Below are 14,750 nucleotides of genomic sequence, written 5' to 3'. Positions count from 1 at the left end.
TTGAGGAAACTGGTGGAAAGCATAAGCTTCACATAAAAGTATTTGTATTCAAGAAACCTTCTCCAACAGCATCAAAAAAGCGTATTGTGTCCCCGATTTTCCTCCGGTGATTTTCCCTGACCCCGGTGATTTTCCCAGTTCAATTTACATTCTCTTCACCGCTGCTGCGCTTGGTTATCTGAATGCAGTGCTAATATCCAGATTGTTTCCCGCTCATACTCTCAATTTCAATCTGTATAACTGTTGTGCTTGCAACTGACTGGTCTGAAAAGGAAAAGGAATTCTCTGAATACTGTTTCATTATAATCTCAAGCGCTCTGCGCTTTTCTTCAACATCATCAACGATAACCGCTTTTCCGAATCCTATCACGCTTTTGTATCTCATACCCCAATCACATGCCTCTTCGCTTTCAACAATCTCAGCATTGGCATCAAATTCAAAGCAAACAGAGTTGTTTCTCCTGATTATCTCTATTTTTTTTCCTTCGTGTGCTGCATGGAAATATAAATACCCATCTTCATATCCAAAACTGAGGGGCACAACATATGGTCGATAACCATCGCACAGTCCAAGTCGGCACACTAACGATTGTCGAATAACAGCCCTGAGCGTTGTTTCATCTTTAATTTCCTTTTCTCTTCTTCTCATCATTAGGTCATTATTCCTTTCAGATAAGGTCATGGGCATGGGGTCATTGGGCTATGGGGTCAGGGCTATGGGGTCAGGGGCTATGGGGTCATGTTTGACATTTGAAGATTTGCCAGAACTTTACGACCCACTTCCTCCTTCTCTCCCAGCCTCCCGCGCGGCCTGGCTGATTGCGGAAACCTCCCGCCTCATTCTTTGTGCCAGCTCCGTCAATGAAAGATGTGGGATCTCTCGTGTAACATAAGCCGCAACTGCACGTGCTTCACTTGCGGAGCGGGTCTTGCCTGCTGCGGCGAGCTCAGATTCCGATATGCCGTAACACCTGCAAACTTCCGATATTACCGCGTCCAGCGTCACGCGGTTGGGGAGCTTCTCTTTCGCACGCAGTAGTGCATCATCTGCAAACGAATCATCGCCCAAAAGCCTCCCCTCGTGACTTCCGCACCCGAATTCGGGTCTGGTCCCCTCGTGTAATCCGTCATGGACAAATTCTGCGTATTTTTTCGATGCCGTCATGAGTTCGCCGTCAAAAAGAGAAAGTACGTAATCGGTACTATACCACGGCAATACCTCTTTCCCCAGTAGCGCCCGATGTCCAGACCACGGATGCTCATCCGGCAGCTTCAGCATCCTGGCCCGCACAGGGTTCAGGTGTATATACCGGACCAGCTCCAACAGGTAAGCATCGGCATCGATTAGAATGGCCTTGTACCTTCCCTGGAATAAATGACCAATACGTTGATGTTTCCTGTTAAACCACGTCGAGTACCGCAGCATGAGATTCTGCATCAGCCGGGAGAGCGGAATGTCCGACACCTGAAGGAGAAGGTGGACATGGTTAGTCATGAGGCAAAAAGCATGGATGCGATATTGGAGGCGTGCAGATCCCTCCTGGAGAATCCTGTAAAAGTGATACCTGTGACCATCCTCTAAGAACAGAGGATCGCCCGCATTGCCTCGAATTATGACTTATTGATATTCATCTTCTCGCCCAAGACTTGCGAATCTGAGACATTGCAGCCTTGTTTTCAGGGGCTACTTCAAGAGTCCAAACTTCGCAAGCAGGAAGAGCAGTGAGATTAATGTTACGTAAAAACAGCCCCCTAAGCTTGTCCATTTGATAACATCCGCGTGCTTTTTTAAATGCCCCTCTGCTTTAAAAGTTTTAGCTATTAATAAGTTACCAGGCTTGGGTATGAAAAAAGCCCAAAGCTTCAATCGAATGCTCAACGGGATAAGAGCCTTTGCCTTTCTAGCCGCATCATCAGCGTCCAATGACTCATTTGCTAAATTTATCTGAGTTATTGATAGTTTTCTTTTTTCCAGTTCAGCTTGTGCCTCTGCAAGGGCCTCGGGTAAATAGTCTGCGGTCTTGCGGGATACAATCTCAATTAGCTCCGCGTCAGTCCGTTGGGCCATCAACTCAGCAAAATTAATTTTCATCTTTAAATGTCCTCTTTATGTTTTTTAATGCCAACTCGCTATTGAGCAGTTAGGAAGTTATAAATGTATAAATAATTTCTACATCTATAAACTTCTGGGTTTCTATTATTATAAAGGTTGCCTTTTTCGCCATTCTTGCCGAATTTATACATCTATAAACATGAGCGTGCGTTGAAGCTTTTCAGGTCCAACAATTTGTTTTTCCAGTAGTAGCAGTTAATAGCCTTCCTGCACCAGCAAACTGGCAATATCAATACCAGGTTTCCGGAATAATCGTTGACGAAGATATCACTAATTATTAAAACTTTCACCTGCTTTATATGGTACCCACTTGGGGCAAAAGGGTCGGGGTCAAGGACACTTGAGGGGCAACTGGGTTAGGCTTGGTATCTGGTGATCAAAAGCTGTCCATGGAATATGGTTCCCCAGTCATCTCCAAGCCTTGGGCGCCTGGTCAAGAAGCTCTATGACTTCCTTCGCATAAAAGCACCTGTTGCGCCGATGTTGTTGTCGTTGAACTAAAACTCCAATTTCTTCGAACTTCGCTAAGGCCGCACTTGCCGACGGGAAGGATATGTTGAGAGCCTCTTTGACCTGGTTTGCAGTCAGGACAGGTGTACCGGCCATGAGTCTGGGAAGTCTATGCAAGACGGACTGTCGTCGAAGTCCCATATCTGCCACCATCGCTTCCCATTTCTTGATTATCTCGTCCAATCCAATGGAGGTATCTATCGCTTCTTGAACAGCGGCCTCCACACCGGCTGAAAAAAAACGGAGCCACTCTGCCCATCTTCCGCGCAGTTGCACCCCTGCCAGTGCATCGTAGTATTCCCGCTGGTTCTCTTTCAGGTAACCTGCCAGGTACACCGGGGGCAGGCCCTCGGCGGCCAGCATCAGTGGGAGGAGGATCCTCCCGACCCTTCCATTGCCGTCGATGAAGGGATGGATCGTTTCGAACTGGGCATGAACGACAGCCATCCTCGTGATGATGGAAAATTCGAAGAAATCTTCCTCCTCCGGCGTGTAATGCAGCACCTGGAAAAGGTCCTCCATACAGGGGTCTATGTACTCGGCAGGGGGGGGAACGAACTTTGCCTGATCGATCTTCAACCCTCCACCAATCCAGTTCTGCCTGTCCCTGAACTCTCCGGGAATTCCCTGAAAACTTGTAACTTTTTCCATCAGCCGGACGTGAATCTGCTTGATGAGCCTGCAGCTGAACGCCGTAACACCGCTCTCCCGTACCTGCTCCAGGCCATACTCAAGTGCATATACGTAATTTTTCGTTACTTGAACGTCCGGTGGCAAGCCCTCATCGCTACCGGTCGCCTCGAATGAAAGAAGATCGTTGATTCCCGACTGGGTTCCCTCAATCTGGCTGCTTCTGACCGCCTCCCGGCGATCGGCAGTCCTTGTAACCAGATCCGGATTCGGCAGCACCGCCGATAACCGTTGCAATGTGTTAAGAGCCTCGCGAGCCCTGACCAGTTTATCCTCCAGTCCTTGTAATCCGACCAGATCACGGGCACGAGGGGTGGGAGGGGGAACCAGGGCAAAGCTGCCGGGATACTCCTTGACAGGGACAAGTAACCCTCGCCGCTCTGGACTTAAATCACTCTTGCGCATAAGCAAAACCTTTAACAACTAATTTTTTTATTTAAAATTACGCCAGAAACTTTAAATAAGCAACAACGTTATTAAAAGTTTTGCTCCGGACAGAGACTCGGGAAGGAAGATGGGATTAGCGTCAGTGCAGCTGCCTTACTGCTCTCCCCAGCCCTTCCAGGGTCATGGGGAACATGGGGAATAGGCCGGCAACGGTGGGAACGGTTTCGTACTGGTTCCAGTAGGTTTCGGGAGGGGTTCAACCAGGCGCGCTTGGGGAAGGCGTCGGAGAGCTGGCAGAGCCATTCGTGACCGGTGACGTTGCTGGTCCGGTAGCGCTCCAGGGTGCCGTGGGGGGTCATCAGCTCGTAGGGGGACATGGCGGCGTCGCCGACGATGACCAGGCGGTAGTTCTTGCCGTACTCCCGGAGCACCTCGGCAGTCGGCACGAATTCGTCCGTATTCAGGTTTGTATAGAGATTTTCATAGACACAGTTGTGGAAGTAGAAGGCTCGGAAGTCCTTAAAATGGTTGAGCCCGTGGGCCGCCGAGAAGAGCCGCTCGGAAAGGTCCCGGTACGGTTCCATGGAGCCCCCCGAGTCCATCACCAGGAGCAGGCGCACCTGATTCTCCCGCTCACGGCCGAAGATCAGGTCGATTTCTCCGGCATTCCTGCAGGTCTTGTCGATGGTGGCGTCCATGTCCAGGATCTCCTCTGCGCCCGAATCCCGCAAATCACGTAGCCTTTTCAGGGCGACACCGATCTGGCGCACGTCCAGGGTCAGGTCATTGCGCAGGTTCCGGTAGCGGCGGGCAAAGGCCTGCAGCGCCGCCCGTCCCCCCTGTCGCTCCGCAGAAAAGGAAATGCCCGATGGATGGCTGCCGTTGATGCCATAAGGACTCGTACCGCCGCTGCCGATCCATTTTTTTCCCCCATTGTGCGCCTCCTTCTGGTCACGCAACCGTTCTTCCAGCTGCCGCAACAGCTCATCCAGGGGGAGCGCCTTGAGCCGGTCCAGCTCTTCCTGGGAGAAGGGCCTTGGCATTCGCGGGTCCTGCAGCCATTCCAGGATCTTTTCCCTGGTTGCCAGGTCGTCGGGTAGGGCTCCCTCCTTAAAGCAGTAGGCAAAGGCCTGGTCGAAGGCGTCGTAATAGGCCACGTCCTTGACGAGCAGGCTGCGGGAGAGATAGTAGAAATCCTCAAGGCTGTCATTATGCAGCCCCTTCGCCAGCCCTTCCAGCAGGGTAAGCCACTCGGTAAGGCTGACCGGTACCTTCACGCCCGCAGTGAATGATATAGCGCCAGAAACATCAGCTGAAAAAGCGGCGGCCCGCGGTACGCACATCGGCCGGTCGGTTGGCGTGACGGGAAAGGGTCTCCGTATCCTCCTGCATCTTGACCAGTGCACCGAGAAACGGCACCGATTCCAGGGATGGGACATCCCCCTCGGGCAGTTTTGCTCCACTGGCCAAAAGAACGCGGATCCAGTCAAGAAGCTCGGAGGTGGATGGCCGTTTGCGCAGCCCCGGCACCTCGCGCAGGCCAAAGAAGATTTTGCAGGCCTTGGCCATCAGTTCCACGCCAAGATCGGGGAAGTGGACCTCGATAATGGCCCGCATCTGTGCCTCGTCCGGAAAGTCGATATAGTGAAAGACACAACGTCGCAGGAAGGCATCCGGCAGCTCTTTTTCCGAATTGGAAGTGACGATGACCACCGGCCGCTGGTCGGCTTTCACCCACTCATCGGTCTCCAGGACGTGAAAGCGCATCTCGTCCAACTCGAAGAGGAGGTCGTTGGGAAACTCGATGTCCGCCTTGTCCACCTCGTCGATGAGGAGCACCACCCGCTTGCCGCTGGCAAAGGCCCGCCCCAGGGGACCGTACTTGATGTAATGGCGGATGTCCTTCACATCGCCGTCGCCAAAGCGGGCATCGTTGAGGCGCTGGACCGTGTCATAGGTATAGAGGCCGTCACGGGCCTTGGTGGTGGATTTCACATTCCAGAGAATGATTTCCATGTCAAGAGCCTCGGCAATGTGATGGGCGAGGAGCGTCTTGCCGGTACCCGGCTCCCCCTTGAGCAGAAGCGGCCGCTCCAGGGCAATGGCCACATTGACCACGTCCTGCAGCGCCCTGGAGGCCACATAACCCTCGGTGCCGCGGAATTGATGAAACTGGAGATTGCCCATAGCGATCTCTCCTTTAGGTGATTTAAAGTATACCTATTTCAAACATGTAAAAAAGTACCATTTTACCCTTTTACTGTCAACAAACTGCTCCGTCAAAGTGTTCTGTAACGGTTGACCCCGCCCCCATCAAGCCTCACCGTCAATCCCCCGCCTGCAATCTGATAGCGCACATGGGCAAGACATTCCCCCAGTGCCAGTTGCAGATCAAAATCGGAAAGAGGGGCGGGATACATGACCTGCACCAGCTCATAGGCAGACAGCTCCCTGTCGGAACAGGCATCCCGTATCACCTGGAACCTTCGCTGATGATGGCTCTGCAACTCCGCAACCCGCTTCCTCGCCCCGCGGAAGGGGAGCCCGTGCCCGGGAAGCACCAGGACCTCGTCGGGAATCCCAGCGAGACGGTCGAGGGAAACAAGCCAGTGGCTGAGCGGGTCGTCCTCCGGGTTCATGACGCTGACCGATACATTGGTGGTGATGGTTGGCAGGAGCTGATCGCCGGATATAAGAACTCCACGATCCCCAGAGAACAGCAGGGCATGTTCAGGTGAATGCCCCCGGCCGATAATGACCCGCCAGTCCTTGCAAATTGGAAGAATGCTTCCCTCCTGCAAACGGATAAAGGACGGCGGCATCGGCGAAATCTCGGGAAAAAACTGAAACATCACCAGGGTCTCCTGCAGCCGTTCCTGCGGGAAGCCGGCTCTTTGGAAGAATTCCGCGTGCTGCCAGGGCACCGTTACCAGGTCGGGCCAGCCACGCAGGGTGAAGTATTCCTCGTAGGTGATGAACAGCGGCACCCGCCACCGCTCCGTCAGGTAACCTGCCAATCCTAGATGGTCCACATGATAGTGGGTGCAGCATACGCCCACCACCTTCTCACCGCGCAGCGGCCCGGAAAATACCTCCTCCCATATTTCCCGCGCCTCAGTCGAATCGAGGCCGGTATCTATTATCAGCCACCCTCCCCCAACCTGCAGCAGGTAGATATTCACGTGATCGAGGGCATAGGGCATGGGCATGCGAAGCCACTTGATTTCCGGGCTGATATCTACCAGCTCTGCCTTGGACTGGGGGGCGTCATAGGGAAATGTCAGGGGCGCCGGGGATGAAACGGCAACATGTTGCTCTGTCATAGTATGTCCTACTGCTGATATACAGCTTCAACTTCAGCGAGACTTCCTCGCTCGGATGGCAAGGGAGTAAATATAAAACGGTTTGCTTTTATTCTAAACTGGTATCATAATGCAGGAAATGGCACAAGCTGAAATTGCACGACCCACACCATGTTTGATGTAGAACGACTTTATATATCCGCAAAGGACTGGTTCACTCATGCAAGTGAAAGGCCGACGAATGAAGAGCGCATCTGATTTCTTTCTGGAAAAATTCCGGGAGCTTGAAGATTTGTTTGCCGATTTGCAGTTTGGTTTTGCCGTCCTTGACAGGGAGCTGCACTTCATACACGTCAATGGGCAGCTGGCAAAGATTGATGGCAAGCCCGTCGAGCAACATGCCGGAAGAAGCATCGAAGATATAAACCCGCAGATCGCCCTGGCCATGGAGCCCATTCTGTTCCGCGTCATGAGGGACAACAGGCCGTTCTTCGAACTGGCGGTAGACATACACAGCACCGCCGCAGCCCACACGACAATGGACAACACCTGGCAGGTCCGCTGCTACCCCCTTAACGCCGATGATGGCGAAGTGCTGGGTGTCAGCCTCGTCGTACTGGACGTTACGGAGCAGAAGCTGAGAGAAGCAGCGCAGATTGAGCGGCTGCAATTCGAATCGCTTCTCTCGACACTTTCCACAACCTTTATCAACGTACCGGTCAGTGAAGTTGACAGCAAGATCGTCCAGGGACTGCAGAAGATTGTCGACTTCCTCGGTTTCGACCGCAGTACCGTCTGGAGGGTCCATCCCGACACCGGCGAGATGATCTGCACCCATTCCTATGAACTCCCCGGCATCAAAGCTCCCCTCGCCGTGCTCCCCCCCGGGATGGTGCCGGTCTGGAACGCCCTGGTCAAATCCGGTGAGATTTTCAAGATCTCCGACATCGACGAATTGCCGGAAAGGTTTCGGCGGGAAAAGGAATACTGTCGCGAGCGGGGGGGCATCCGTTCGATCATGTTCATTCCCTCCCGCGTTGGCGGTGTGGTCGAAGGATTCATCACCTTTGTCTCGTACAGCGTCATCCGGGCCTGGCCCGACGATCTCATTCAGCGCCTGCGCATCCTGTGGGAGATTTTTGCCAATGCCCTGGAGCGGAAACGGGCGGATCAGAAGATTCAGCACGCCCTGGCGGAAATCAAGACCCTGAAAGACCGGCTCGAAGCTGAAAATATCTATCTTCGCGACCAGATCGACATCGAGTACAAGCCGGACGATATCATCGGCCAATCGACGGCTATCCGCGGCGTGCTGCGGCAACTGCAACAGGTGGCCCATACCGACTCCACCGTCCTCCTTCTGGGGGAAACCGGTACGGGAAAGGAACTGCTGGCCCGCGCCATCCATAACCTGAGCGGACGCCGGGAACGCTCCATGATCAAGGTGAACTGCGCCGCCCTGCCGGCCACCCTGATCGAAACCGAACTGTTCGGCCATGAAAAAGGGGCTTACACAGGAGCCGCGGCAAGGCATGTTGGACGTTTTGAAGCCGCCAACGGCTCGACCATTTTCCTGGACGAAATCGGGGAGCTGCCCCTCGACCTTCAGTCAAAGCTGCTCAGAGTTCTTCAGGAGGGGCAGTTTGAAAGACTCGGCAGCACCAGGCCCATCGACGTCGATACCCGCGTCATTGCCGCCACCAACCGGGACTGGCCAGGGAAGTCAAGGAGGGGCGATTCAGGGAGGATCTCTACTATCGGCTGAACGTTTTCCCCATTTCGGTCCCTCCGCTACGGGAGCGCAAGGAGGATATTCCTTTGCTCGTCTCGGCCATGGTCAAGGAATTTGCCGGTGCTTTCGGCAAGGCCATCGAGCGGGTGCCGAAAAAAAACATGGATGCACTGGTGCATTACACCTGGCCGGGGAATATCCGTGAACTGCGCAACATGGTGGAACGGGCCATGATCCTCAGCAACGGCCCGGTCCTTGAGATTGATATTCCTGACGGTACCTCGACAACTATAGCCAGGGCAGCACTGCTTAAAGAGGTGGAACAGCTGCATATCCTTTCCATCATGGAAAAAACAGGCTGGCGCATCCGCGGCAAGAGCGGCGCTGCTGAACTTCTGGGACTCAAGCCGACCACCCTGGAATCGAGAATGAAAAAGCTGGGTATCAAGCGCTGCCTGTCACCCTCCGAAATATCGTAACGTCTCCGAAATATCGGAGGTTATTTTTGCCCGCCTGATTTTCTTCCGCTTTCACACAGTTACCTCCCGTTGCCATAAGGATAAGACCTCTGCCGTCTGCACCATCATCCGATATTTCGTAGATACACCTCTACCCTTGCCTTACAAAATATTATTTTATCTTCTAACTCACCAATATCACGCTGTTTGCAGCCATCATTTTAACAAGATCTCTCAATGGAATGCATTGTGCAAAACAGTGTTTGCATAATGATAATATTCCATGTCACCTGTAAATGGGAGAACGAGAAATGAACCAACTGGCGGTTAAACAGGAAAGCGAGTTTTTGAAGCGAATTCGAAATCCTGCCCTTTTCGGCAAGATTATGGATGCGGAAGATACGCTCCAATTTTTCAAGGATGGTATGTATCTGGGATTTTCGGGCTTTGCCGAAGGGCACCCGAAAACCGTTCCGGCACTGCTGGCAGACCATGTGGAAAAACATGGTATCGGCAAAATGAAGTTCAACGTCTACACCGGCGCCTCAATCGGCACCGATGTGGATGACCGCTGGGCGAAGCTGGGAATGCTTGGCCGCCGCTGGCCACATCAGCAGGGGAATGCCATCCGCAAGGCGATCAACGCCGGCGAGATCGCTTACGGCGACCGCTACCTGTCAATGTATGCCCAGGATTTCGGCTATGGTTACTACACCCTGGACAACGGCGGCAAGATCGACATCGGCATCATCGAGCGAGCTGCATCACCGAAGACGGGAGCATCGTGCCGACCCTGGCGGTCGGCATCATTGCCGAAATCGTCGAGCGGGCAGACAAGATCATTATCGAGATCAACAGCAAGATCCCTTCCCTGGAAGGGCTCCATGACTGCGTCGGCGTCACCCTCCCCCCAAACAAGCAGGTCTACAACATCCTCAGTGTAAAAGACCGGATCGGCACCACCAGCATTCCTTGCAATCCCGACAAGATCGTGGCCATAGTCGAGTCCTACAGAGACCCGGTGGGACGGCCCCTGGGGGCGCCGGACGGCAATTCGGTGCTGATCGCCAACCACATCATCGATTTCCTGCAGTTCGAGGTGAAAAACGGCCGGCTGCCGAAAAACCTGCTGCCGCTCCAGTCCGGCGTCGGTTCCATTGCCAATGCGGTCATTGGCGGGCTGCTTACCAGTCCCTTCGAGAACCTCAATGTCTGGACCGAGGTCTTTCAGGACAACCTGCTGGACATGTTCGATTCGGGAAAGCTCGACTACGTGACCACCGCCTCCTTCTCCCTGTCGGACAGCGGTATCAAGCGCCTTCTGGCCAATTGGGACAAATATACATCGCGGACTCTGCTGCGGCCCATCCAGATCACCAACCATGCCGAGCCGGTACGACGCCTTGGTCTCATTTCCATGAACACCCCGGTGGAGTTCGACATCTACGCCCACGTCAATTCCTCCATCGTCAACGGCTCGCGCCTGCTCAACGGGGTCGGCGGCTCCGGCGACTTCATGCGCAATGCCTACCTGTCCATCATGCACACTCCTTCCACCCGCCCATCCCAGGCGGACCTCCACGGCATCAGCTGCGTGGTGCCCATGGTAACCCATGTGGACCATACCGAACACGACATGGACGTCCTGGTCACCGAACAGGGTCTTGCCGACCTGCGCGGCCTGTCACCAAGGGAAAGGGCGTTGAGGATCATCGATAAATGCGCCCATCCCGAGTACAAGCCGCTCTTGCAGGACTATTTCCATCGTGCGCTGAAGGAATGCCTGGCCAGTAACAGTGCCCATGAGCCGCACATGCTCCATAAGGTTTTCAAGATGTACCGGAACCTGGAGGAAAAAGGGACCATGAAGCTGGAAAACTGGGACTGACCAGGGGAAGAAGCAATCAATACTGTAATGGGCTGAATTTATGAGAAGGAGTTATTCATGACAGCAATTGGCAAAGATTGGGCAAAACTGGCAAACATGCCGAAATTTATCGAGCTGCACAGCAGAAAGAAATCCTTTCTCCTCACCCTGTGGTGCATTGGCTCCATCTTGTTCTACCTGCTTCCCATCTGCGCCGGCTATGCGCCGGATTTCATGAAGATGAAGCTTCTGGGTCGGCTTAATGTAACCTACTTCTTCTGCCTCTTCGAATTTATCATGACCTGGGCAATTGCCATCATCTATACCCACCGGGCCAACACCTATTTCGACCCACTGACAAAAGAGGTGCTGGCAGATATTAACGGAGGAGGTCAGGCATGAAACGTTTATTGATTCCATTGATCCTGTGCATGACCATTGCTCCGCTCTGCTACGCCGCGCCGTCCCATGAGCCGGCAAAGGTAGCCACTTCCACAAGCGCCGGGCCTGTCCCTCTTTCAGCAGCAGTTGCCCCTTCCGCAAAGGACCCGGTCACCACCAGAACCGCCGCCCCTCTGGCAAGCGAGGTAAAGACAAACAAGGCCATTACCCTGACCATGTTTGTGGCAATCATCCTCTTTACCGGCTATATCGTCGTCCGGGCAGCAAAAAGCACCAGGACCACCGCCGACTACTATGCCGCCGGCGGTGGAATTTCCGGGTTCCAGAACGGCTGGGCCATTGCCGGCGATTACCTCTCGGCCGCCACCTTCCTCGGCATCGCCGGCATTACCTCCGTTTTCGGCGCCGACGGCTTCATGTATGCGGTGGGACCTTTCTTCTCCTTTGTCACTATCCTGCTGGTCATCGCCGAGCCATGCCGCAATGCTGGCAAATATACCTGGGAGACATTCTTTCCCTGCGATCTGCTTCAAAGGTAGTCCGCGGCACGGCTGCCCTGTCGGCGGTGGTGGTCTCCACCTTCTATCTTTTAGGGCAAATGGTAGGCGCCGGCAAACTGATGCAGCTGCTGCTGGGCATCCCCTACAGTGTTTCCGTCATCGGCGTCGGCGCCTGATGATCCTCTATGTTACCTTCGGCGGCATGAAGGCCACCACCTGGGTGCAAATAATCAAGGCATTTCTCCTCGTCCTGAGCGGTGTCACCATCACGGTGCTGATGCTGGGAAAATTCGGCTTCAATCTCTTCGCCTTCTATGATGCGGTAGCTTCCAGCCCGGCCATTCAGGAGCATGTCCGCGGACTGCTGAAGCATGCCACTCCCCAGCCCGGTTTTGATTACGGCCAGCGCTTCCTTGAGCCGGGATTGATCCTCAAGGACCCGCTGGACCAGATATCGCTGGGCATAGCCTTCGCCCTCGGCGCTGCCGGGCTGCCCCACATCATGATGCGCTTTTTTACCGTTCCCAACGCCCAGGCAGCGCGCAAAAGCGTCGTCATCTCCATGGTGCTCATCGGCGCTTCATGATCATGGTGACGATGATCGGCTTTGGCGCCGCGTTGTTCATTACCCCCCAGCAGATCACGGCTGTCGATAAGGGAGGCAACATGGCAGCCCCGATGATCGCCCAGTTTGTGGGTGGCGGCGCAGGTACCCTCGGCGGCGACATTTTCCTCGCCTTCGTCTGTGCCGTTGCCTTCTCCACCATTATCGCCGTGGTTTCCGGGCTGATCCTGGCGGTCTCCGCCGCCGTCGCCCATGACTTCTACGTCAATGTCCTCAAGGACGGCAAGCCCGACCAGCGGGAACAGATGAAGATTGCCAGGATCTCCGCCTTTTTCATCGGCGCCATTGCCATTGTCCTGGGCATCGCCTGCGAAAAGCAAAACATCGCCCACCTGGTGGTGCTCGCCTTTGCCGTGGTCGCCTCCAGCAACTTCCCGGTGATCCTCTTCGCCCTCTTCTGGAAGCGCTTCAATGCCGGGGGTATCGTCACCGGCCTCAGCGTCGGCGCCATTTTCGCCATCGGCGTCGTCCTGGTTTCTCCCACCATGACCTATCCGAAAAAGATCGCTGCCGACGCGAAAAAAATCGTCGAGCAGTTGGAGAAGAAACAGGCATCCGATGGTGCTGGCCGACAAGGACTCGAAGGCTCTGGTGAAGGCGCGGGCTGACTATGAAAAGAACAAGGACGGCAAGTCCCTGGTCGGTCTCGATGCACCGCTCTTCCCCTTGAAGAATCCGGCCATCCTCTCGGTGCCGGTCGGCTTCCTGGCCGCCATCGCCGGCACCTTCCTCTTCGGCAGTCGCCGGGAAGAGGAGATGTTCGATGAGCTGTATATCCGGCAGAATACAGGTTACGGCATGGCCGACGCCAGTGATCATTAATTCCGTTCATGACGGCTTCCCCATCAGTGGGAAGTTATTCCAAACAGCAAGGAGATACACATGTTAACCAAAGCCTACATCCCCTACCGCGGTTACTACAGCACCCCCTTCGCCAAGTGGCAGGGGACCCTGGCAAACGAGCATTCCATCGTTCTTGGCGCTGCCACCTCCAAGAGATTTTTCGAGAGCAAGGGGTGGGACCCGAAGACTATTGAATATGTCCTGGTCGGCAGCACCGTCTATCAGCAGCAGTGGTTCTACAGCGGCCCGTGGGCCGCGGCAATGATGGGGGCAGAAAGCTCTCCCGGCGTACTCATCACCCAGGCCTGCTCAACCTCCGCTTTTTCCCTCTACCAGGCAGGAATGGGCGTCGAAACCGGCATGTTCGGTAACAGCTGGTGCCTTATGGCTGACCGCTGTTCCAATGGTCCCCATGCCGTCTGGCCGAACCCAGCCGGCCCCGGTGGCAAGCCCATCGCCGAAGACTGGTTCATGGACAACGTGAACAAAGATCCTTGGGCCGGGGAAGCCATGATCCGCACCGCCGAGAACGTGGCTAAGGACTTCGGCATCACCCGCGAGCAGTGCGACGAGCTGACCCTCAGGCGTTACGAGCAGTACCAACAGGCCCTGGCCGGCGACCGGGAGTTCCAGAAACGCTATATGTTCCCGGTGGAAGTCCAGATCTCGAAAAAGAAGACTATTACCCTGGAAGCAGACGAAGGGGTTATGGCCACCACAAAAGAAGGACTGGCCGGCCTCAAGCCGGTGCTGCCCGATGGCGTCCTCACCTTCGGCGCCCAGACCTTCCCCGCCGATGGCAATTGCGGCATCTGCGTCACCACCCGGGAGAAGGCAAAGGAAATGAGCGCCAACCCCGGCATCGAGGTCCAGCTCGTTTCCTTCGGCTACGCCCGCACTAAAAAGGCGCACATGGCGGCTGCCGTCGCTCCGTCGGCAAAGATGGCCCTGGACAAGGCGGGTATCAAGGTCGGGGACATCAAGGCGGTGAAGACCCACAACCCCTTTGCCGCCAATGACCTGGCCATGGCCAAGGAGCTGGGCATGGATGTGAACGCCATGAACAACTACGGCTCCTCCCTCATCTATGGTCATCCCCAGGCCCCCACCGGCGCCAGGCTGATGATCGAAGGAATCGAGGAACTGGCCACAAAAGGTGGAGGGTATCTCCTCTTCTCCGGCTGCGCCGCCGGCGACACCGCCGCCTCGGTGGTGCTGAAGGTAAGCTGAAAGCGGCCCTCCCCCAGCCCCTCCTTTATGCTGCGGGTACATAAAGGGAGGGGAGCATTAAGTTCCCTCTCCGGAGAACATAAAGGGGGGG

At 54.9% G+C, this 14,750-nt stretch carries 11 protein-coding genes and 3 pseudogenes; 7 read left to right on the top strand and 7 right to left on the bottom strand.

What is annotated here, in order from left to right; all coding sequences use genetic code 11:
• Positions 1 to 190: 190 nt before the first annotated feature.
• The 7 genes from JCM15764_RS17240 to JCM15764_RS17210 all read right to left on the bottom strand — a co-directional run bounded on the left by JCM15764_RS17240 (position 191) and on the right by JCM15764_RS17210 (position 7,023).
• Entirely contained in the window at positions 191 to 652 is a 462-nt protein-coding gene (locus JCM15764_RS17240) for a pyridoxamine 5'-phosphate oxidase family protein (RefSeq protein WP_243689295.1), read from the bottom strand.
• 117 nt (positions 653 to 769) lie between these two features.
• The gene (locus tag JCM15764_RS17235) at positions 770 to 1,549 is read right to left on the bottom strand and encodes a helix-turn-helix domain-containing protein (RefSeq protein ID WP_243689309.1); all 780 of its coding nucleotides are present in this window, start codon (positions 1,547 to 1,549) and stop codon (positions 770 to 772) included.
• A 135-nt stretch (positions 1,550 to 1,684) separates the two neighbouring features.
• Positions 1,685 to 2,092: a hypothetical protein gene (locus JCM15764_RS17230; protein WP_054697943.1), complete on the bottom strand. Its 408-nt coding sequence runs from the start codon at positions 2,090 to 2,092 to the stop codon at positions 1,685 to 1,687.
• Between the two features lie 429 nt (positions 2,093 to 2,521).
• The gene (locus JCM15764_RS17225; RefSeq protein ID WP_054697940.1) at positions 2,522 to 3,718 is read right to left on the bottom strand and encodes a Fic family protein; all 1,197 of its coding nucleotides are present in this window, start codon (positions 3,716 to 3,718) and stop codon (positions 2,522 to 2,524) included.
• Between the two features lie 71 nt (positions 3,719 to 3,789).
• Positions 3,790 to 4,977: a VWA domain-containing protein gene (locus JCM15764_RS17220; protein WP_243689294.1), complete on the bottom strand. Its 1,188-nt coding sequence runs from the start codon at positions 4,975 to 4,977 to the stop codon at positions 3,790 to 3,792.
• A 31-nt stretch (positions 4,978 to 5,008) separates the two neighbouring features.
• Positions 5,009 to 5,887 (bottom strand): AAA family ATPase, encoded by an 879-nt coding sequence (locus JCM15764_RS17215; RefSeq protein WP_054697937.1) that lies wholly within the window; start codon positions 5,885 to 5,887, stop codon positions 5,009 to 5,011.
• Positions 5,888 to 5,979: 92 nt separating this feature from the next.
• Positions 5,980 to 7,023 (bottom strand): MBL fold metallo-hydrolase, encoded by a 1,044-nt coding sequence (locus JCM15764_RS17210; RefSeq protein ID WP_054697934.1) that lies wholly within the window; start codon positions 7,021 to 7,023, stop codon positions 5,980 to 5,982.
• 199 nt (positions 7,024 to 7,222) lie between these two features.
• Here JCM15764_RS17210 and JCM15764_RS17205 point away from each other — a divergent pair.
• From JCM15764_RS17205 to JCM15764_RS17185, 7 genes and pseudogenes are all read left to right on the top strand, one after another.
• A pseudogene (locus JCM15764_RS17205) lies at positions 7,223 to 8,721 on the top strand (sigma 54-interacting transcriptional regulator); the annotation flags it as partial.
• Between the two features lie 99 nt (positions 8,722 to 8,820).
• Positions 8,821 to 9,213 (top strand): AAA-type ATPase lid domain-containing protein, encoded by a 393-nt coding sequence (locus tag JCM15764_RS24750; RefSeq protein WP_243689292.1) that lies wholly within the window; start codon positions 8,821 to 8,823, stop codon positions 9,211 to 9,213.
• 275 nt (positions 9,214 to 9,488) lie between these two features.
• A pseudogene (locus JCM15764_RS30660) lies at positions 9,489 to 10,138 on the top strand (sugar phosphate isomerase family); the annotation flags it as partial.
• A 300-nt stretch (positions 10,139 to 10,438) separates the two neighbouring features.
• Positions 10,439 to 11,080, top strand: a complete 642-nt coding sequence (locus tag JCM15764_RS30655) for an acetyl-CoA hydrolase/transferase C-terminal domain-containing protein (RefSeq protein WP_500778436.1) — start codon at positions 10,439 to 10,441, stop codon at positions 11,078 to 11,080.
• Between the two features lie 57 nt (positions 11,081 to 11,137).
• Positions 11,138 to 11,461, top strand: a complete 324-nt coding sequence (locus JCM15764_RS17195; RefSeq protein ID WP_054697931.1) for a DUF485 domain-containing protein — start codon at positions 11,138 to 11,140, stop codon at positions 11,459 to 11,461.
• Positions 11,458 to 13,408 (top strand): annotated as a pseudogene (locus tag JCM15764_RS17190) (solute symporter family protein). Before JCM15764_RS17195 ends, JCM15764_RS17190 begins: the two are co-directional and overlap by 4 nt.
• A 60-nt stretch (positions 13,409 to 13,468) precedes the next feature.
• Positions 13,469 to 14,659: a thiolase family protein gene (locus JCM15764_RS17185; protein WP_054697928.1), complete on the top strand. Its 1,191-nt coding sequence runs from the start codon at positions 13,469 to 13,471 to the stop codon at positions 14,657 to 14,659.
• Positions 14,660 to 14,750: the final 91 nt, after the last annotated feature.

Origin of the sequence: Geotalea toluenoxydans JCM 15764 (genome assembly GCF_001311985.1) — a bacterium.
In the GTDB taxonomy this organism is placed as follows: domain Bacteria; phylum Desulfobacterota; class Desulfuromonadia; order Geobacterales; family Geobacteraceae; genus Geotalea; species Geotalea toluenoxydans.
The sequence above is the reverse complement of the archived record's forward strand: the minus strand, read 5'-3'. Positions and strand labels throughout refer to the sequence as shown.